The sequence below is a fragment of the Streptoverticillium reticulum genome (assembly GCF_047456005.1).
Classification (GTDB): Bacteria; Actinomycetota; Actinomycetes; order Streptomycetales; family Streptomycetaceae; genus Streptomyces; species Streptomyces reticulum.
Map to the genome: position 1 here is coordinate 962,506 of NZ_CP179755.1, position 19,317 is coordinate 981,822.

Consider the following 19,317-nt stretch of genomic DNA (forward strand, 5'->3'; position numbering starts at 1 on the left):
CACGAGTATCCGTGGCGGTCCCGTACCACCGCACCTGGTTTTCGATCAGGCTGTGGCGTCGCCGGCAGGCTGCGCCGCCGCGCCCAGCAAGGTCCGGACGAGGCCGAGGAGTTCGCCGGGGTCGGCGGCGGAGAGTTCCGTGAGCGCGCCCGCGTCGCGGGCGAGGACGATGCCGGTGAGCGCCGCCACCGCGAGCTCCGCCCGCAACTGCGCCCGGGGGACGCGGTCCTGGGCGAAGTGCTCGCTCAGCGGGTCGACCAGCCGCTCGTACAGCTGGGTGCGGGCAGCCTCCTGGACGACGGGGTCGCTGTAGGGCACCACGGTGGCCCGGGTCACCGGCCCGGGGCCGTGGTCGGTGATCCTGCGCAGCAGGCCGAGCAGCCGCTCCTCGTCGAGCAGGTCGGCGGGGACCGCCCGGTCGGACTCGGCGCGCAGCGACGCGAGGTAGAGCTGGGGCTTGCCGCCGAAGTAGCGGGCGATCAACGCCGGGTCCGCGCCCGCGCGTTCCCCGATCTCGCGGGTCGTGGTGCGGTCGAAGCCGCGTTCGGCGAACAGCTCCCGTGCCGCGTCGAGCAGCCGCTCGCGGGTGCGGACGGCGTCGCGGCGCCGCTGCGGGGCGGCGGCCGCCGCCGTCTTCCGGCCCCCGGACGGCGCCTGGTGCTCGGGGCTCATGGGGATCTCCGCTCGTCGGGTGCGCACCGCGCCGGGCCGGCCACGGGCGCGGGGTTGTCGTTGTGCGATACCGCACCGGCGACGGTCTGTTCTCCCGCCGTCACCTGCACTGTTGCTGCTCGGGAGCGCGCGGGCAGGACGAGGGTGACCACGATGGTCACGAGCCACACGGCGCATCCCAGCAGGGCGGCGGTCTGGTAGCCGTCGGCGGTGGGCAGCGTCCGGCCCACGGGGGTGTGCGCCTCGAGGACGGTCGCGCTCAGCGCGCTGCCCGCGGAGTAGCCGACGCAGCGCAGGACCTGGTTGAAGCTGATGGCGCTGCCCGTCTCGTGCGCCGGGACCGCGCCGACGACGAGGCCGGGCATGGCAGCGAACGTGCAGCCCACGCCGAGCCCGGCGATGCCCATCGCGAGGAACAGCTCCCAGAGGCTGTCGCGCGCGAAGCCGAAGACCGCCATGGCCAGCAGGGACACCGTGCAGCCCACCGGCAGCACGGCATGGGTCGACACCCGGCGCGCGAGGACGGCTGCCAGTTTGCTGGAGACGACGCTGGCGGCCGAGAACGGCAGCAGGATCAGGCCCGTGACGACGACGGAGGCGCCGAAGCCGTAGCCCGTCGTCGCCGGGGTCTGCGCGTAGCGGGTCACCAGGGATATCAGGACGTACATGCCCAGGCCCGCGATCACGGCCGTCACGTCGGCGGTGAGGACCACCGGGTGCCGGACGAGCCGCAGGTCCACCAGCGGGTGCGGGGTGCGCAGTTCGTGCACCGTCCACCACAGCAGCAGGACGACCGACGCCCCGGCCAGTCCGAGCAGGCGGGCCGAGGCCCAGCCCCAGGACTCCCCCTCGCCGAGGACCAGCAGGACTCCGGCGAGCGCGACGCCGAGCAGCACCGCGCCGAACACGTCCAGCGGCTGCGGCGTCAGGTGCCGCGTCGGCGGCAGGACGAGCGCGGCGGCGGCCAGCGCGACGGCGCTGATGACGGCCGCGAGCCAGAACCCGGCGTGGAGGCCGAAGAGTTGGGTGAGCAGCCCGGTGACCGGGTAGCCGAGGCCGACTCCGGCGACCAGGGTGATCGACAGCACCCCGACCGCCGGCCGCGAGCGCTCGGCGGGCAGGCTCTCCCGCGCGGTGGCGATGGCCAGCGGTATCAGCCCGAGGCCCACGCCCTGCAGGGCCCGGCCCGTGAGCAGCGCGCCGAATCCCAGCGGCAGCGCCGCCAGCACACTGCCGGCCAGCACGACGGCCACCGCGCCGAGGATCACGGCCCTGCGCCGGGGCCCGTCGCCGAGGCGCCCCATGGTGGGGGTGGCGACGGCGCCGACGAGCAGGGCGATGGTCAGCGACCACTGGGCGGTGGCCGGCGAGACGTGGTCGACGACGGCGATGCGCGGCACCAGCGGCGCGCCGAGACTGCTGACCATGGCCACGACCATGCCCAGATAGACGAGCACGGGCACCAGAGCCCGCTGCCGCCATGCGGAGGGGGAGGTCGTCCCCCGTAGTTCCCCGTACTCCACGGTTGCCCCCAGTTCATGTCACCAAGCGATGTCATCACATGATGACATCGGGCGGAGGCAGACTCGCAACGGGGTCCGCCCGCCCGGTCGGGGCCGCGGGAGAAACGGCGAACACCCCGGATCCCGGGCGGATTTGATAGAAATGGCGGCATGCGTGACGCCTTCGGAGCGGAATTCGAAGTTCCCCGCGGATACCTGAACACGCCGAGCATCGGCATTCCGCCCGGCGCGGTCGCCGATGCCGTGGCTGCCGGTGTGGACCGGTGGCGGCGCGGGGCCGATACGCCGGACGACTTCGACGAGGCCGTGGCCCTGTCCCGGCAGGGCTATGCCGACCTCGTCGGCGTCCCGGTCGAGCGCGTGGCCGTGGGCACGGCCGTGTCCCAGCTGCTGGCCCCGGTCGCCGCCGGTCTGCCCGACGGGGCCAAGGTGCTCGTCGCCGGAGGGGAGTTCACCAGCACCACCTTCCCGTTCGCGGCGCAGGCGCACCGTGACGTGACGGTGACCGAGGTGGAGCTCGCCGCGCTGCCCTCGGCCCTCCCCCACCACGACGTGGCCGCCGTGAGCGTCGTGCAGTCCGCGGACGGCACCCGCGTGGACCTCGACGCGCTGCGCGAGGCGCGCGAACGCAGCGGTGTTCCCGTGGCGTTGGACGTCACGCAGGCCGCCGGCTGGACGCCGCTGCGGCTGGACTGGGCGGACTGGGTCGTCGCCGCCGGATACAAGTGGCTGCTCTCGCCGCGCGGAGCCGCCTGGATAGCGGTACACCCGCGGGCCCTTGAGCGCACTGTTCCGGTCGTCGCCGGATGGTATGCCGGGGAAGTCCCCCTGCAGACCGTCTACGACATGCCCCTGCGACTGGCGAAGGGGGCACGCCGCCTGGACCTCTCACCGGTCTGGCTGGCCCACCTGGGCGCGGCCGTCGCACTGCCGTACCTGGCCTCCCTGGATCCGGCCGCCGTCCACGCCCACTGCGCGGGCCTGGCCGACACCCTTCTCACGGCCCTCGGCCTGCCCGCACGGGGCAGCGCGATCGTGGCCCTGGACGCCGATGCCGAGAAGCTGGCGGCTGCGGGAGTCATCGCCAGCACCCGAGCGGGCAAGACCCGGCTCGGTTTCCACCTCTACAACACCGTGGCCGACGTCGAGCAGGTACTGGACGCCCTGGGGTGTGACCGGCGGGCCCGGCCCAGGGGGTAGACCGGCCCGCCGGACGGTGTCCGAGGGGAGCGGACGACCTGAACGGAACACGGAGGGGGCGATGAGGAGGTTGTCGCCCTTTGGTGCCCGCCCTCTTGGCGCAGGGGCTCGCCGTCACGAGCGCTGTAGCCAGCTCCAGCCCTGTCTGGCCCAGGCGCCACGTGCAGTAAACATATATACCGCCGATTATGCAAGGACATGAAAAAATTCATGCGGGCCCGGAGCGCCGTGAGCGCCCTGTTCAGGCCCGGGAAACCGGCCCGTCAGTCCTCGAGGAAGAAATCGTGCTGCTCGGCGGCCTGCTCGTACTTCTCCAGCCTCAGCTGGGTGCGCTCGGGATCCGCGTCGGCCATGGCCTGGAGGAGGGCTGCGGAGAGGATGCCGGGCGCCGCGTACGAGTCGAAGACGAGCCGTGAGCCGGTGCCGGCGGTGAGCGTCACATCGGCCTCGTCCACCAGCGGCCCGAGCGTCAGGTCCGTGATCAGCGCGACGCGCAGCCCCGTGCTCCGCGCGGCCCGGATCGCCGCCAGCGTCTCCTTGGCATGCCGTGGCATGGCGAACGCCAGCACCCACGTCCCGCCCGCCTCCCGCGCCTGGAGCAGCGCGTCATAGGCCACGCTGCCGCCGCGGGAGACCAGGCGTACGTCCGGGTGGATCCGTTGTGCCGCGTATGCGAAGTACTCCGCCAGTGAGAGGGAGATCCGCAGGCCGAGGACGGTCAGCGGGACCGAGCGGGCGAGCTCGCGGCCGATGTCGAGCACCTGGTCGGTGTCGGCGAACACCCGGCGCAGGCTCTCCAGGTTCTCGATCTCGGCGTCGACGGCCGCCTGGAGTTCGTTGCGGCGGCTGTCCGCCCTGGCCTCAGGGGTGCCCGCGACCGCGCTCAGGGCGAGGGGCTGCAGGGCCTCCCGCAGTGCGGGGTAGCCGTTGAAACCCAGGGAGACGGCGAAGCGGGTCACCGACGGCTGGCTCACGCCCACGCGTTCCGCGAGGTCCGTGATCGACAGGAACGCGGCCTCGGTGAGGTGGTCGGTGATGTACTGCGCGATGCGCCGCTGAGCAGGAGACAGCCGGTGGCCGCCGAACAAGGCACGGACCTTGTCGGCGGGCGGCGGCTCCGCGTGCGCGGGCCGCCTGCCCGGCGTGATCGCAGACGACCGCGCGCGTGCCCGCTGCTGTCCTGATGGCACCGATGTGCCTCCTTCTCACCTTTTCCGCTCAACATAGCCGACTCGGCACACGTGCCAACGGCCAGAGCGTTCCGGCGACCGCCAGGGCACGCCTCAGGTGGCAGCACGCGCCCCCGGCGCAGGAAGCCGGCGGGCCCGGCTTCCTGCGCCGCCCGGGTGCCGGCCCTACTTGGCGGCGGTGCGGAGCCTGTCGAGCTGCTTGTCGACGATGCCCTCTTCGGGCATGCCGGGGTCCTTGAGGGCCGAGTTGGAGACCAGGGTGATGACGTCGCCGGTGCGGACGACGACGTAGCTGCGCGTCTCGCACACGCCTTCGCCGCACTCGGGCGAGCTGAAAGTCGCCATGAGCCCCAGCGTGGCGTCACCCTTCGCCTTGAAGGCGGCCTTGCTGAAGGTGACCTTGGTGGCGGCGTGGCCCGACCCGGTGGCCTTGAAGGCCGCGCAGGATCCGAGTGCGGACTCGGCGGAGGTCATGGCCTTGGCCGCCTGCCCGGTGCCGAACTGGGTGAGCTGGATGACGGAGTACTCACGGCCGTTGGTGCCGTAGTACGCGCCGGTGGCGGAGGCGGGCGGCGGCGTGGCCGCGTTGCGGATGTCGGACAGGTCGAGCAGGGGCTGGCAGGCGGGTTTGTCCGCGGTGAACCTGAACTCCGTCTTGGTCGGGCCCAGGGACGACCGGTGCTCGTCGTACTGGAGTTCCTTGACAGGGAGCAGGGCCTTGACGAGCTGGTCCTGCGTCAAGGCCTTGGCAGCGGCCCCGGTGGGCGCGGCGGTGGCCGTGGCGCTGGACTTGTCGTCGCTCTTGGGACCGCACGCGGTGGCGGTGAGGGCGACCGGCGCGAGGACGCAGGCCGCGACGATGAGGCGCAGAGAACGCATGGCTGTATTTCCCCCGAATGGTGACAGTGCGGTGCTGCGCCATGCCTTGAGGTCCGGCGCAGCAGAAGGCAGCGGTCGTCGGTGCGACACCCGCCGGCAGCGGATCAAGGTACCGGACGTCCACCGCTTGCGGATCATGGGGCCTGCCGTGCGGAGCGAGTGACTCCGGCAAAGGCCGGCTCGGCGATTGCGCGCACCGCCTCGGTCGCGTAACCCCGACCCCCGTACACCGGCTGGGCGGTGCGGTAGGCATCGCAGGAGGTACGACGTGACCGCATGGTCAGACCCCACCCACCGCTTCCACAGCCCGCCCCGATCGCGACCGACCCGTGCCTCTACCCTGGTGCGCGCCAAGTCGGGACGCATGGAGCACGAGGAACGGAGCATGCCGTGACAGCGGGGGAGGCCAACGGCGGAGAACTGGTCGGGCAGGTACTCGGCGGGCGCTACCGTGTCACCGCGGTGATCGGCCGCGGCGGCATGGGCGTGGTCGCCCGGGCCGTGGACGAGCTGCTCAACCGTGAGGTCGCCGTCAAGGTCCTGCGGGCGTACACCGACGCCTCCGCGGCCGAACTGGCCGATCTGCGGGCCCGGATGCAGCGGGAGGCGCAGGCCGCCGCCCGTATCCGGCACAGTGGCGTGGTCACCGTGCACGACGTGGCCGAGGAACAGGGCCTGCCGGTCATCGTGATGGAGCTCGTCGACGGGCCCTCGCTCGACGACGTGCTCGCCGAGCGCGGCACGCTGGAGCCGCACGAGGCCGCGGCCATCGGGGCCGAGTTGACGGACGCGCTCGACGCCGCCCATCGGGCCGGTGTGCTGCACCGGGACGTCAAGCCCGGCAACGTGCTGCTGGAGCACGGCGGCAGGGTCGTGCTGACCGATTTCGGCATCGCCACCATGGACGCCTCCGGCGACGACGCCATGGACAGGCTGACCCGCAGCGGTGAGATCGTCGGCTCCCTCGACTACCTTCCGCCGGAGCGGGCGCAGGGCAGGGAGCCCGGTCCCGCGTCCGACATCTGGTCGCTCGGCATGACGTTGTACGCGGCCGTGGAGGGCGCTTCGCCGTTCCGCCGCACGTCCGTGTGGTCCACGCTGACGGCGATCGTCCAGGAGCCGCTGCCGGAGCCCCGCCGGGCCGGACCGCTCGCGCCGGTGCTGCAGGCGCTGACGGCGAAGGAGCCGGGGCAGCGGCCCACCGCCGATCAGGCGCGGCGGATGCTGGAGCAGGTCGCTGCAGGCGGGGTGGCCGGCAACGCGGCGCCGGCCCCGGCTCCCAGCCGGCCCGCTACGCCCACCGTCGTCTCGGCTCCCGCTCCCGGGCCCGGGTTCGGCCCCGCGCCGGTCCCCCAGCCGTCCCCGACTCCCCCGCCGCCCGGCGATGGTGTTCGGCGCCGGCGCCGCGTCGTGATCGCGGCGTCGGCCGCCGCGGTCGTGCTCGCCGGCGGCGGCGTCACCTACGCCCTGGCGGGCGGGCACGACGGTTCCGGCGCCGACGCGTTGCACGCGGTGCGGTCCGGGGGCGAGTCCCCTTCCCCCAGCGGCGGCCGGGCGACGGCCTCGCCGTCCGCCGCCCTCTCGCAGCAGCCCGGCCCGGCGGCGAGCAGCGCGGCCCCGTCCGCGTCGCCCTCGCAGAAGGCGAAGCCGAGCCCGGTGTCGACGAGTTGCGCGGGCTGGAGTCACGCGGACCCGAAGCCGGGCACCTACGGCTTCATGGCCGGCAGCAACCACATACAGACCGGGCCGTACCAGGCGTGCCCGTCCGTGACCCTGGCCAGGTCCGGCACGAAGCTCTGGTACCACTGCTCCGTCGTCAACGCCTACGGCAACACGTGGACTTGGGTCCGCGTGGCCGGCACGAACACCTCGGGCTGGATGTCGAACGACAACCTCACGCGCCAGAACGGGCCGTCCGCCCCCGCCTGCTGATTCAGCCCTGCAGCAGCGAGACGGTCCGCTCCGGAGCGGGAATGCGGATGCCCTCGGCGCGGTAGCGCTGGTGCAGGCGCTTGATGAACTCGTGCTTGATGCGGTACTTGTCGCTGAACTCGCCCACCCCGAGGATCACCGTGAAGCCGATCCGGGAGTCCCCGAAGGTGTGGAAGCGGACGGCCGGCTCGTGGTCGGGGACGGCTCCGGAGACGTCCTTCATCACGCCTTCGGCGACCTCGATGGTGATCCGCTCGACCTCTTCGAGGTCGCTGTCGTAGGCGACGCCCACCTGCACCGTGACGGACAGCTTCTGCTCGGGCCGACTGAAGTTGATCATGTTCGTGCCGGCGAGCTTGCCGTTGGGGATGATGACGATGTTCTTCGCCAGCTGCTCCACCATGGTGTTGCGCCAGTCGATGTCGACGACGTAGCCCTCTTCACCGCTGCTGAGCCGGATGTAGTCGCCGGGCTGGACGGTCTTCGACACGAGGATGTGCACCCCGGCGAAGAGGTTGGCCAGCGTGTCCTTCAGCGCCAGTGCGATCGCCAGGCCGCCCACGCCGAGGGCGGTGAGCAGCGGGGCGATGGATATGCCGAGCGTCTGCAGGACGATGAGGAAGCCCATCGCCAGCACCGCGATCCGCGTGATGTTGACGAATATCGTGGCCGATCCCGCCACGCCCGAGCGGGACTGCGCCACGGAGTGCACCAGCCCGGCGACGACGCGGGCCACGGTGAGGGTCACCGTGAAGATCACGACGACCGTCAGGACCTGGTTGACCGTGTGTCCGACGGTGCGGTTCAGCGGCAGGGCCGCAGCCCCGGCCGCGACGCCGGCCGCCACCGCGGCCCACGGCGCGGAGGTGCGCAGCAGGTCCACGATGATGTCGTCCCCGCTCCACCGCGTCCTGCGGGCCCGTTCGGCGAGCCAGCGCAGGATCACCCGCAGAACGAGCGCGGCGACCAGCCCCGCGGCCACCGCGATGCCAGCGACGACGGCGTCGTGCAGGGTCAGGTCCCGGTTCACCGGCCTCCCCCTGCCCGCCCGCGGCGCGCGGCGGGGCGGTCGCCCGCCGCCCTGAGTCCGGGTCTGCAACCGCGGTCGTCGAGGTAATGATGCGTCACTTCCACCTGCCTGTCCCAGAATTCACCCTTCGCGCCGGCCCACGGGAGCGGTCCGGCACGCGGATGATCATCTTCCATCACCCCGACCGGGTCCTGGACGCAGGGGGCTCGCCGGCAGGCGGCAGATCCGCACACACCCACCGATGGTCATGAACCGATCAAGGATTCCCCAGGATCCACCCCTTCCCCTTGTTGACCGTTCACCGACAAAACTACGGTCTGCGCAACCCGCCCACCGGGTCAATCAGCCTCAGGAGGACGTACGTTGCGCTACCGCATATCGGCACGGCACAGATCCGACGCCCCCCGCCGCACCGCCCTCGCCATCCTCGGAGCCGCCGCGCTCACCCTCTCCGGCCTCGTCGCCTCGGCCCCCGCCGAGGCCCAGACCGCCTCCGCCTCCGGTTTCTCGCACGGCGCCGCATGGGTCCGCTCCTGCGCGAAGGCCACCGCATCGGGCACCATGGCCTGCAACGCCCTGCGCGTGACCAACGCCCACCAGCACGTCAGGCCGCTCGGCGTCACCGCCGACGCCACTCCCTCCGGCTACGGCCCCGCCGACCTGCTGAGCGCCTACAACCTGCCGTCCGGCGGCGGCAGCGGGCAGACCATCGCCATCGTCGACGCCTACAACGACCCCAACGCCGAGTCGGACCTGGCCACCTACCGCAGCCAGTACGGGCTGCCCGCCTGCACCACGGCCAACGGGTGCTTCCAGAAGGTCGACGAGCACGGCGGCACCAGCTACCCGCGCAACAACACGGGCTGGGCCGGGGAGATCTCCCTCGACCTCGACATGGTCTCCGCGATCGCGCCCAACGCCCACATCATCCTCGTCGAGGCGCGGACCGCGAGCACGGCCGACCTGGGCACGGCGGTCAACACCGCCGTGCGGCTCGGCGCGAAGTTCGTCTCCAACAGCTACGGCGGGCCCGAGTCGGCCTCGGACGCCTCTTACGACGAGAGCTACTACAACCACCCCGGCGTCGCCATCACCGCCTCCTCCGGTGACGGCGGCTACGGCGTCGAGTACCCGGCTGCCTCGCAGTACGTCACCGCCGTGGGCGGCACCGCCCTCAAGCGCGACTCCAGCAGCCGCGGTTGGAGCGAGAGCGTCTGGAGCACCAGCGCCACCGAGGGCGGCGGCTCCGGCTGCTCGGCCTACGACACCAAGCCCGCCTGGCAGACGGACAGCGGCTGCGCCCAGCGCACGGTCGCCGACGTCGCCGCCGTCGCCGACCCGGCCACCGGAGTCGCCGTGTACCAGACCTACGGCGGCTCCGGCTGGAGCGTCTACGGCGGCACCAGCGCCGCTTCGCCGATCGTCGCGAGCGTGTACGCCGACGCCGGCACCCCGTCCGCCGGCTCGTACCCCGCCTCGTTCCCGTACGCGCACACGGGCGCGCTCAATGACGTGACCGACGGCTCGACGACCACGTGCTCCCCCTCCTACCTGTGCACCGCCGGGCCCGGCTTCGACGGCCCGACCGGCTGGGGAACGCCCAACGGCCTGACCGCCTTCACCGGCTGACGTCACCGGCTGAGCCGATACGACCGTGCCCGCCGTGCGATACCGCACGGCGGGCACATCAATGGCCGGTCAGGACAAGCCGGTCGAGGACGGGCAGTTACGAGCGGCTCTCGCTCAGGGCCCCCTTGAGCGCCTTGTCGCGGACGGCGCAGAAAACCTTCGCGGGGTTCTTGTAGTAGCGCCACGGCACGGCGCCCACGTGGCCGTCCACCAGCCGGAACTGGATCAGGGCCGCCTCGTGGCGGCCGGCCTTGGCGAGGAAGTACGCGAGCAGGTGCCGGACTTCGGCCAGCCGCGGGTGGTCGGGGCGAGCCGCCGCCACGTCGGCCAGGGCGGCGTCGACGAGGGCGGTGACCTCCGGCCGGCCGTAGGCCTCGGCGGGCGCCTCGTCGTCGTTGGCCTCGTACCAGTCGAGGAGCGGGAACATGGTGAGCAGGCTGCCGCGGGGGGCGGTTGCCGCCGCCCGGAGCGCGAAGTCGCGGGAGAGCTCGGCGGAGCCCTGCCACTTGGCGAACCAGTAGTTCAGGGCGCGCCAGTGCGCCTCGTAGTGGTACGGGGCGCGGGCCGTGACCTCGGCCCACAGCTCGCGCAGGGCGTCGTGCGGTGCGCCGAGGCCCATGTAGAGCGGGATCTGCAGCAGGTACGGGGTGGGGTCGTCGGGGTGGGCCAGGGTCGCGGCCCGCTCGAAGTCCTCCCGGGCCTGGCGCAGGACGCGATGGAAGCCCGCGAACTGCTCGGCAGTGGTGTCCTTGGCCCAGCGCCCGCCGCGAAGCTCCCAGGCGAGCAGCACCTTTGCGGACGCGTCGACGACGGCCGCGTCCGGGTCGTCGGGGCGTGCCGCCTGCCAGGCCCGCAGCCAGGCGTCGTCCTCGACGGCGCGTGCGGAGATGATGCCGACGAGGTAGGAGCGGCGCTCCCAGTCCGTGCCCACGGCGGCGAGGGCCCGGGCGGCGGGCTCCCATGCGCCCCGGGCGAGGGCCGCCGTCACGGTGTCCGCCTCGGGGTCCGCGGCGGCCCGTTCCGTGTTCTGGCGCTCCTGCGGCAGCAGGTCCGCACCGGCGGCGGCCGCTTCGCGCGCGAGCTGTGCCGTGCGTCGCCGGTTCCGCAGCCAGAAGAAGAGCATGACGGCGAGGACGAGGATGGGGAAGATTCTCACAGGTATGGGTTTCCGGAGTCGTTGGGTGTCGGGTCGGTGACGCGGGTCAGTCAGCGAGGAGCGTGCGCAGGGGCAGCGTGTCCGGTACGTCCGCGACGGCGCTCCGCATGGCCGCCGCCATCGCGTCCTCCACGTCCCCGGCCCCCGGCAGCACCAGCCGGGCGGGCCGGGACCAGGACAACTCCCAGTGCGCACCGGCCCGTTCCACCAGGGCCAGCTCCGCGAGCCGGGTCACGCCGGCCTCCACCGAGGGCCGCAGGAACTCCCGCGCGGCCCGGCCCGTCGCCTGCGCCGCCTCCGGCGACTTGGGCAGGTGATCGGCGATCTGCCACAACCGGCCGGCGTCGGCGGCGTCCAGCAGGGCGTTCAGGTCGTCCGCTGCGAGGCCTGCCGCGAGTCCGGCCTCCGAGATCGCCGAACGCAGCGGCTGCGCGGCCTTCTGCACCAGCGCGTGTGCGGCGCGGTGCGTCAACTCCGGCCATGCCACCCGCTCCATGGCCAGCGCCTCCGGAGTGAGGACCGCGCCCTCCAGCTCCACCAGCACCCGCTCGGGGTCGCGCAGCAGCTGCAGTGCGGGGCGTGCCGGTTCCGCCGCCATGCCGTCGTCGGGCAGCTCTTCGATGAGCCGTACGCGCTCGGCGACCGGCGGGTGCGAGTCGTACGGGGACGCCTCGCCGGGCGGCAACTCGTCGCGCAGCCCGGCCAGGTTCGCCTGGCGGTGCGGGTCGGCGAGCAGGTGCCGCAGGCCGCCGAAGACCTCGCCCTGCGGCGGGAGCAGGCCCGCCGGGACGCCCTGCATGGCGTACCGGTCCAGGTAGTGGTCGTGCGCCGCGTCGAGGACGGCGGTCGCCCGCAGTGCCGAGGCCGTGGCGTCGCGGCCCGCGACCCGGACCGCCAGCCGGTCGGCCGCGAGCTCCTGCTGCCGGCCGACGCGGTGCGTGGCGCGCAGGTAGAAGCGTGCGTAGGCCTGGAACGGCTTGGCCATCATCCGGTAACCGAACCCGGCACCGCCGGTGTTGACCTTCCGGGGCTTCTTGCCCTTGCGCAGCCGCTTGGCGGCCACCCGCTCCTGCCGTGAGCGCTCGTCCTCGACGGCCCTCTGCTCGCGCTCCTGGAACGCCTCCACCGTCCGGGCCACGGCGTCGCGGCCGCGCCGCGTGATGCCGGCGAGCCGGGTGTCCGCGTTGCCGTAGTGGCCGAGTTCGTGCGCGACGACGGCGTGCAACTGCGGCTCGGTCAGGCCCGTCATCAGCGGTACGCCGAGGTACAGGCGGCGCCGGCCGGGCAGCAGGCCCAGCATCCGGGTGTCCTCGGAGACGGACGCGTTCACCTCCCCGGTCAGGATGATCTCGTCCGGCGCCCGCGTCCCCGACCGTGCGGCCAACGACCGTACGGCCTGCCACAGTTCGGGCTGCGCGGCCTCGGTCACCGGCAGTCCGTGCTCCTCCTCGCCCTTGGCCGTGCCGAGCGCGAGGACGCCCTTCAGCACGGGGAGGCCCAACACCACGGTGACCGCGGTGATTTTGACGGCTGCAACGGCCGGCGCCCGCATCCACACCACCACGTCGACGCCGACGAACACGCCGAGCACGACCAGTGCGAGCAGATAGAAGCCGGCCAGCAGCACAAGTGCGCGCAGCGCGCGCGGAGAAGTGCCCACAGGGCGGAGTACCCCCACATCGAGAAAAATCAGGATGCGGGGATTTTACGCGACCTTTAGGTCGAGCTGTGATTGTTTTACATGCCGCGGCGCCCCGTCAGGGGCGCGGGGAACTGCGCGATCAGCCCCCTCGGCCCGCAGCCGACGCACCACCCTGGAGGTCCGGGGCGAAGCCCCGGGAGCTTCGACTGCGGGCGCGTCGTGGCTTGTCGCGCAGTTCCCCGCGCCCCTGACGGGGCGCTGCAAGATCCGTCGGGCAGGCGCTAAGCCGTGCGGCGGCGGAGCGTGGCCGCACCGAGTGCCAGCGCGAGCAGGGCCGCGCCCGCGATGACGGCCAAGTCCCGTACCAGCAGGGCGCCGACGCCCGTGGTGGCGGTCAGCCTGGTCATCGCATCGACCGCGTACGAGAGCGGCAGCACGTCCGAGACCCGGCGCAGCACGGGCGCCATGCTCGCGCGCGGGACGAAGAGTCCGCACAGCAGCAGCTGCGGCAGGATCACGGCCGGCAGGAACTGCACCGCCTGGAACTCGGTGGCCGCGAACGCCGATACCAGCAGGCCGAGCGCCATGCCCAGCAGGCCGTCGCCGACCGCCACCGCGAAGAGCAGCCAGGCCGGGCCCGCCACCTTCAGCCCCAGCAGCCCGAGGGTCAGCGCCGAGGCGAGCACCGCCTGCACCAGGGCGACCAGGCCGAAGGCGAGGGCGTACCCGAGCAGCAGGTCCAGCCGGCCCAGGGGCATGGTGAGCAGCCGCTCCAGCGTGCCGGTGGTGCGCTCGCGCAGCATCGCGACCGAGGTGACGAGGAACATCACCAGCAGCGGAAAGATCCCCAGCAGCGCCGCTCCGACGCGGTCGAAGAGCTCGGGCTGCTGGTCGAACATGTAGCGGAGCAGGGCGAGGAGCACGCAGGGCACCACGAGCAGCATCGCGACGGTGCGCGGGTCGTGCCGGAGTTGGGCCAGGACCCGGCGGGCGGTGGCGACGGTGCGGGTGGCGTTCACGGGGCTTCTCCGGTGGGGACGGCGGCGGCTGCGCCCGGGCCCTGGGCGACGAGGGAGAGGAAGGCGCTGTCCACGTCGGGCGCCCCGGTCCTGCGCAGCAGTTCCACGGGGGTGTCGTCGGCGAGCAGCCGTCCGTCGCGCATCAGCAGGAGGCGGTCGCAGCGGGTGGCCTCGTCCATGACATGGCTGGAGACCAGCAGCGCGGCTCCTGCGTCGGCGAGTTGCCGGAACAGCCGCCAGAGGTCCTGGCGGAGGACCGGGTCCAGACCGACCGTGGGCTCGTCCAGGACCAGCAGTTCGGGGGTGCCGAGCAGGGCCGCGGCCAGCGAGACGCGGGCCCGCTGGCCGCCGGAGAGCCGGGCGACCAGGGCGTGCGCGTGGGCGGTGAGGCCGACCTGGGCGATCACGCGGTCGGGGTCGGAGGGCGGTGCGCCGAGGACGGCCGCGAAGTAGCGGAGGTTCTCGGCGACGCTGAGGTCGTCGTAGACGGAGGGCGCCTGGGTGACGTACCCGATCCGGTCGCGCAGCACAGCGCTTCCGGCCGGGCTGCCGAGCACCTCCACCCGCCCCCCGGCCACCCGCTGCACGCCGACGACCGAGCGCAGCAGCGTGGTCTTGCCGCAGCCGCTGGGGCCGAGCAGTCCGGTGATCGAGCCGCGCGGGACGTCGAGGTCGAGACCGTGCAGGACGGTACGGCCACCGCGGACGACCGTCAGGCCGGTGGCACGGATCGCGGGGGCGGGCCCCTCGCCATAATTCATCACGCGGTGAGTTTCCTGCCCGGCGCCCGGCTCGTCAAGCGCAGGCCATGACCTTGGGCCGCGAAGGCGTGTCAGTGCCGCGTGCGATGCTGAGCGCATGAACCTGGAGGATCTGGTGCGGCTGCGCCGCGCCCGGGACGCGATGGACCGCGATTACGCACAGCCGCTGGACGTTCCGGCGCTGGCGAACGTCGCCCTCATGTCGCCCGGGCACTTCTCGCGCAGCTTCCGCGCCGCCTTCGGGGAGACGCCCTACAGCTATCTGATGACCCGCCGCGTCGAGCGGGCGAAGGCGCTGCTGCGGCGGGGCGACCTGAGCGTGACGGAGGTCTGCTTCGCCGTCGGCTGCACCTCGCTGGGATCGTTCAGCTCGCGCTTCACCGAGCTGGTCGGCGAGAGCCCCAGCGCCTACCGGGCCCGCGACCACGAGGCGGCGGCCGTGATCCCGGCGTGCGTGGCCAAGATCTTCACGCGGCCGCGCAGGAACGGCGAACCGGTCAGGATCGGAGAAGCGGAATCCGCCGCCGCCTCGTAGCGTCGGGGGCATGAACATCAAGCTTTCCCAGTGCTTCATCGCAGTCGACGACCATGACAAGGCACTCGCCTTCTACCGCGACGTCCTCGGCCTCGAGGTGCGCGGCGACGTCGCGTTCGAGGGTATGCGCTGGGTGACCGTCGGGTCGCCCGAGCAGCCGGACGTGCAGATCGTCCTCGAGCCGCCGCTCGCCAACCCCAACGCCTCGCCGGCAGACAAGCAGGCGATGGCGGAACTGCTGGCCAAGGGCATGCTGCGCGGCGTGATCTTCTCCACCGACGACTGCGACGCCACCTTCGAACGCATCCGGGCCGCCGGGGGCGAGGTCCTCCAGGAGCCGATGGACCAGCACTACGGCGTCCGCGACTGCGCCTTCCGCGACCCGGCCGGCAACATGCTCCGCTTCACCCAGCCCCGGCAGTAGCGACACCCAGCGCCCCGAAGGGGCGCGGGGAACTGCGCGACCAGCCACGACGCGCCCGCAGATGCCGGGGCGAAGGCCCACCCGGACGGAGACACGATGAGCAAGACACCCGCTGCCGACAGCCACGAGCTGATCCGCGTGCACGGTGCGCGCGAGAACAACCTCAAGGACGTCAGCATCGAGATCCCCAAGCGGCGGCTGACGGTGTTCACCGGCGTCTCCGGCTCGGGCAAGAGCTCCCTGGTGTTCGACACGATCGCCGCGGAGTCGCAGCGGCTGATCAACGAGACCTACAGCGCCTTCGTCCAGGGCTTCATGCCCACCCTCGCACGGCCCGACGTCGACGTCCTCGACGGCCTGACCACCGCGATCACCGTCGACCAGCAGCGGATGGGGGCCGACCCCCGCTCCACCGTCGGCACCGCCACCGACGCCAACGCGATGCTGCGCATCCTCTTCAGCCGCCTCGGGAAACCCCACATCGGCCCGCCCAGCGCCTTCGCCTTCAACGTCCCCTCGGTCAGGGCGAGCGGTGCGATCACGGTCGAGCGCGGCACGAAGAAGACGGTGAAGGCGACCTTCTCCCGCACCGGCGGCATGTGCCCGCGCTGCGAGGGCCGGGGCACGGTCACCGACCTCGACCTCGCCCAGCTCTACGACGACTCCAAGTCACTGTCCGAGGGCGCGATCACGGTCCCCGGCTACAAGGCGGGTGGCTGGAACCACCGCCTCTACAGCGACTCGGGCTTCTACGACGCGGACAAGCCGATCCGCAAGTACACCAAGAAGGAACTCCACGACTTCCTCCATCACGAGCCGGTCCGGATGAAGATCGCAGGCATCAACATGACCTACGAGGGGCTCATTCCCCGGATCCGGAAGTCGATGCTCGCCAAGGACAAGGAGGCGATGCAGCCGCACATCCGGGAGTTCGTCGAGAGAGCGGTCACCTTCACCACCTGCCCCGACTGCAACGGCACCCGGCTCGGCGAAGGCGCCCGGTCGTCGAAGATCAAACGGATCACGATCGCCGACGCGTGCGCGATGCAGATCAGCGACCTGGCCGACTGGGTCCGCGGCCTCAAGGAGCCGTCGGTGGCCCCACTGCTCGCCAAACTGCTGCACACCCTCGACTCGTTCACGGAGATCGGCCTGGGCTACCTCGCCCTCGACCGGCCGACGGGCACGCTGTCGGGCGGCGAGGCGCAGCGTGTCAAGATGATCCGCCACCTCGGCTCCTCGCTCACCGACGTCACCTACGTCTTCGACGAGCCCACCACGGGCCTGCACCCCCACGACATCCAGCGGATGAACGAACTGCTGCTGCGGCTGCGGGACAAGGGCAACACGGTGCTCGTCGTGGAGCACAAGCCGGAGATGATCGCGATCGCCGACCACGTCGTGGACCTCGGCCCCGGAGCCGGCCAGGCGGGCGGCACCGTCTGCTTCGAGGGCACCGTCGAGGGGCTGCGGGCGGGCGGCACCGTCACCGGCCGGCATCTCGACGACCGGGCCGCCCTCAAGAAGACGGTGCGCAAGCCCACCGGCAAACTGCCGATCCGCGGCGCGACGACGCACAACCTGCGCGGCGTCGACGTCGACATCCCGCTCGGCGTGCTCGCCGTCGTCACCGGCGTCGCCGGCTCCGGCAAGAGCTCGCTCGTGCACGGGTCGCTGTGCCGACAGTCGGGGGCGCTCGGCGCGGGGGTGGTGTCCGTCGACCAGACCGCGATCCGCGGCTCCCGGCGGAGCAATCCGGCGACGTACACCGGGCTGCTGGACCCGATCCGCAAGGCGTTCGCGAAGGCCAACGATGTGAAGCCGGCGCTGTTCAGCGCCAACTCCGAGGGTGCGTGCCCGACATGCAATGGCGCGGGCGTGGTCTACACCGACCTGGCGATGATGGCCGGCGTCGCCACCGTCTGCGAGGAGTGCGAGGGGAGGCGGTACCAGGCGTCGGTGCTGGAGTACCGCCTCGGCGGGCGCGACATCAGCGAGGTGCTCGCCATGCCGGTGACCGAGGCCGAGGAGTTCTTCGCCACCGGCGAGGCCCGCACACCGGCCGCGCACAGGATCCTGGAACGGCTCGCCGACGTCGGGCTCGGCTACCTCGCCCTCGGCCAGCCGCTCACCACACTGTCCGGCGGCGAACGGCAACGGCTCAAACTGGCCACGCACATGGCCGAGAAGGGCGGCATCTACGTCCTTGACGAACCGACCGCCGGTCTCCACCTCGCCGATGTCGAGCACCTGCTCGGCCTGCTCGACCGGCTCGTCGACTCCGGCAAGTCGGTCGTCGTCATCGAGCACCACCAGGCGGTCATGGCCCACGCCGACTGGATCATCGACCTCGGCCCCGGCGCGGGCCACGACGGCGGCCGCATCGTCTTCGAGGGCACACCGGCCGACCTCGTCGCCGCCCGGTCCACGCTCACCGGGGAGCATCTGGCGGCGTATGTCGGGGGCTGACGGGGGGCTTCAATTGAATTGATTGAATTGAGCGTCCTGCCTCCGCAATTCGAGAAGCCTCTGCTGATACATGGGTCCCGCGGCGTATCCGGCTCCGGCAGGGGTGGGGGCTGACCCGGCTTGCAAGGCGCGCCAGCATCAAATTCCAGGGCGTGTCCGGTGGGTCAGCACGGGCCCCGTGACACTCCCCCGACTACCAGTGACTCCGACAGCAGAAACCCCGAACTTCCGGACGCAGAACCGAGGGTTTCCACTGTCGGAGGCAACCGCTCCGCAGGCCGAGAGCCATGGACGGCTCTGCGTGTGGAGTGCTTTGCCCATCGGGGCTGCACCCGGCCTCCACCGTCCGGTACGTTCCTGGACGGTGACGGAACCCGTCGGCAGGCAACCGCCGTGGAAAGGTGAGCAGATGACCCAGCCCGCCCCGGTCGAAGCACTCACGGCGTGGAACGGCCACTCCCTCGGCGAGGCGGACTGGCTGCTCCCGCTACCGCCCGCCTGCTCGCGCGCACTGGACGGCCGGGGAGAAGACACGGCGCTGGCGGACCTGGCCAGGCCCGTCACCCAGCGCCTGCGGAACGGCCGCGGGTTCGTCGTGATCCGCGGCTTTCCGGTAGCCGGCCGCGCCGACCAGGAGTGCGTCGCGATGTGTCGGCAACTCGCCGCCTTGCTGGGCACCCCGAGGCCGGCGGACTCCGGTGACCTCGTCACCGTGGCCGACAACGCCGGGCTGGGCAAGACCGACCTCGCCCTGGGCCTGCACACCGACCGGACCCCGGCGCTCCAGCCTCCGAGACTGCTGGGGCTGTTGTGCGTGCGACAGGCAGCGCACGGCGGGGAGACGCTGCTGGCCAGCGGCCATACCGTGCACAACAGGCTGCTCAGCGACAGCCCCTGGGCCCTGCCCCGTCTCTACCAGGACTTCCGCTTCGGCCGGGGAACCGGCTTCGACCGGCTCCGCCCCGTCTTCCAGCGGTGCGGCGCCGACCTGCGCGTGTACTACAACCGGCGCGGGATCGAACGTGCCCAGCACGAAGCCGACGAGCCCCTGACGACTGACGAGCAGGCGGCCCTCGACGCCGTCGACCGGATCCTGTCCGACCCGCTCGCCGTCCTGCGCATTTCCCTGCGCCCGGGAGACCTTCTCTGGCTGGACAACACCGTCGTGCTGCACGGCCGCACCGCCTTCACCGACTCGCCCGGCCCGTACGCCCGTAGGTGCCTGGCCCGCGTGTGGGTCGACTGAAGCACCTACG

General features: G+C 72.2%; 16 protein-coding genes. 7 read left to right on the forward strand and 9 right to left on the reverse strand.

Features of this window, described 5'->3' with window-relative positions; genetic code table 11:
* Positions 1 to 45: 45 nt before the first annotated feature.
* The gene (locus ACMATS_RS04315) at positions 46 to 672 is read right to left on the reverse strand and encodes a TetR/AcrR family transcriptional regulator (protein WP_390778772.1); all 627 of its coding nucleotides are present in this window, start codon (positions 670 to 672) and stop codon (positions 46 to 48) included.
* A complete protein-coding gene (locus ACMATS_RS04320; protein WP_414166940.1) occupies positions 669 to 2,195 on the reverse strand; it encodes an MFS transporter in 1,527 nt (508 codons plus the stop codon). Before ACMATS_RS04320 ends, ACMATS_RS04315 begins: the two co-directional genes overlap by 4 nt.
* Before the next feature lie 150 nt (positions 2,196 to 2,345).
* On the opposite strand from ACMATS_RS04320, the gene ACMATS_RS04325 reads away from it, so the two are divergent.
* Positions 2,346 to 3,395, forward strand: coding sequence for an aminotransferase class V-fold PLP-dependent enzyme (locus ACMATS_RS04325; protein ID WP_414166941.1), 1,050 nt, complete (start codon positions 2,346 to 2,348; stop codon positions 3,393 to 3,395).
* Between the two features lie 263 nt (positions 3,396 to 3,658).
* Here ACMATS_RS04325 and ACMATS_RS04330 read toward each other — a convergent pair whose 3' ends face one another.
* Both ACMATS_RS04330 and ACMATS_RS04335 read right to left on the reverse strand, forming a co-directional pair.
* The gene (locus tag ACMATS_RS04330; RefSeq protein ID WP_390778769.1) at positions 3,659 to 4,585 is read right to left on the reverse strand and encodes a MurR/RpiR family transcriptional regulator; all 927 of its coding nucleotides are present in this window, start codon (positions 4,583 to 4,585) and stop codon (positions 3,659 to 3,661) included.
* Positions 4,586 to 4,750: 165 nt separating this feature from the next.
* Complete coding sequence (locus ACMATS_RS04335; protein WP_414166942.1) at positions 4,751 to 5,464, reverse strand: hypothetical protein; 714 nt, start codon at positions 5,462 to 5,464, stop codon at positions 4,751 to 4,753.
* Between the two features lie 390 nt (positions 5,465 to 5,854).
* Between ACMATS_RS04335 and ACMATS_RS04340 the strand changes: the two genes are divergently transcribed.
* Entirely contained in the window at positions 5,855 to 7,396 is a 1,542-nt protein-coding gene (locus ACMATS_RS04340) for a serine/threonine-protein kinase (protein ID WP_414166943.1), read from the forward strand.
* 1 nt (position 7,397) lies between these two features.
* Here the strand turns inward: ACMATS_RS04340 and ACMATS_RS04345 are convergent, their stop codons facing one another.
* A complete protein-coding gene (locus ACMATS_RS04345; RefSeq protein WP_390778766.1) occupies positions 7,398 to 8,426 on the reverse strand; it encodes a mechanosensitive ion channel family protein in 1,029 nt (342 codons plus the stop codon).
* Between the two features lie 363 nt (positions 8,427 to 8,789).
* Between ACMATS_RS04345 and ACMATS_RS04350 the strand changes: the two genes are divergently transcribed.
* Entirely contained in the window at positions 8,790 to 10,055 is a 1,266-nt protein-coding gene (locus ACMATS_RS04350) for a peptidase S8 (protein WP_414166944.1), read from the forward strand.
* Between the two features lie 97 nt (positions 10,056 to 10,152).
* Here ACMATS_RS04350 and ACMATS_RS04355 read toward each other — a convergent pair whose 3' ends face one another.
* From ACMATS_RS04355 to ACMATS_RS04370, 4 genes are all read right to left on the reverse strand, one after another.
* The gene (locus tag ACMATS_RS04355; protein WP_390778764.1) at positions 10,153 to 11,211 is read right to left on the reverse strand and encodes a hypothetical protein; all 1,059 of its coding nucleotides are present in this window, start codon (positions 11,209 to 11,211) and stop codon (positions 10,153 to 10,155) included.
* Positions 11,212 to 11,257: 46 nt separating this feature from the next.
* Entirely contained in the window at positions 11,258 to 12,871 is a 1,614-nt protein-coding gene (locus ACMATS_RS04360) for a M48 family metalloprotease (protein ID WP_414166945.1), read from the reverse strand.
* 263 nt (positions 12,872 to 13,134) lie between these two features.
* Positions 13,135 to 13,872 (reverse strand): ABC transporter permease, encoded by a 738-nt coding sequence (locus ACMATS_RS04365; RefSeq protein WP_414166946.1) that lies wholly within the window; start codon positions 13,870 to 13,872, stop codon positions 13,135 to 13,137.
* Positions 13,869 to 14,633: an ABC transporter ATP-binding protein gene (locus ACMATS_RS04370; RefSeq protein WP_414170654.1), complete on the reverse strand. Its 765-nt coding sequence runs from the start codon at positions 14,631 to 14,633 to the stop codon at positions 13,869 to 13,871. Before ACMATS_RS04370 ends, ACMATS_RS04365 begins: the two co-directional genes overlap by 4 nt.
* 97 nt (positions 14,634 to 14,730) lie before the next feature.
* Here ACMATS_RS04370 and ACMATS_RS04375 point away from each other — a divergent pair, with 97 nt between their 5' ends.
* The 4 genes from ACMATS_RS04375 to ACMATS_RS04390 all read left to right on the forward strand — a co-directional run bounded on the left by ACMATS_RS04375 (position 14,731) and on the right by ACMATS_RS04390 (position 19,307).
* Entirely contained in the window at positions 14,731 to 15,168 is a 438-nt protein-coding gene (locus tag ACMATS_RS04375; protein ID WP_414166947.1) for a helix-turn-helix domain-containing protein, read from the forward strand.
* Between the two features lie 10 nt (positions 15,169 to 15,178).
* The gene (locus ACMATS_RS04380; RefSeq protein WP_414166948.1) at positions 15,179 to 15,592 is read left to right on the forward strand and encodes a VOC family protein; all 414 of its coding nucleotides are present in this window, start codon (positions 15,179 to 15,181) and stop codon (positions 15,590 to 15,592) included.
* Between the two features lie 96 nt (positions 15,593 to 15,688).
* Positions 15,689 to 18,061: an ATP-binding cassette domain-containing protein gene (locus tag ACMATS_RS04385; RefSeq protein ID WP_414166949.1), complete on the forward strand. Its 2,373-nt coding sequence runs from the start codon at positions 15,689 to 15,691 to the stop codon at positions 18,059 to 18,061.
* Positions 18,062 to 18,470: 409 nt separating this feature from the next.
* Positions 18,471 to 19,307 carry a TauD/TfdA family dioxygenase gene (locus ACMATS_RS04390; RefSeq protein WP_414166950.1) on the forward strand — a complete coding sequence of 279 codons (837 nt, stop codon included), beginning with the start codon at positions 18,471 to 18,473 and terminating at the stop codon, positions 19,305 to 19,307.
* Positions 19,308 to 19,317 lie beyond the last annotated feature (10 nt).

What these genes read in the sequence shown, in the direction of transcription:
- ACMATS_RS04315 (WP_390778772.1), bottom strand. Translation starts at nt 672, where the DNA reads ATGAGCCCCGAGCACCAGGCGCCGTCCGGGGGCCGGAAGACGGCGGCG.
- ACMATS_RS04325 (WP_414166941.1), top strand. Translation starts at nt 2,346, where the DNA reads ATGCGTGACGCCTTCGGAGCGGAATTCGAAGTTCCCCGCGGATACCTG.
- ACMATS_RS04335 (WP_414166942.1), bottom strand. Translation starts at nt 5,464, where the DNA reads ATGCGTTCTCTGCGCCTCATCGTCGCGGCCTGCGTCCTCGCGCCGGTC.
- ACMATS_RS04370 (WP_414170654.1), bottom strand. Translation starts at nt 14,633, where the DNA reads ATGAATTATGGCGAGGGGCCCGCCCCCGCGATCCGTGCCACCGGCCTG.
- ACMATS_RS04375 (WP_414166947.1), top strand. Translation starts at nt 14,731, where the DNA reads ATGAACCTGGAGGATCTGGTGCGGCTGCGCCGCGCCCGGGACGCGATG.
- ACMATS_RS04380 (WP_414166948.1), top strand. Translation starts at nt 15,179, where the DNA reads ATGAACATCAAGCTTTCCCAGTGCTTCATCGCAGTCGACGACCATGAC.
- ACMATS_RS04385 (WP_414166949.1), top strand. Translation starts at nt 15,689, where the DNA reads ATGAGCAAGACACCCGCTGCCGACAGCCACGAGCTGATCCGCGTGCAC.
- ACMATS_RS04390 (WP_414166950.1), top strand. Translation starts at nt 18,471, where the DNA reads ATGACCCAGCCCGCCCCGGTCGAAGCACTCACGGCGTGGAACGGCCAC.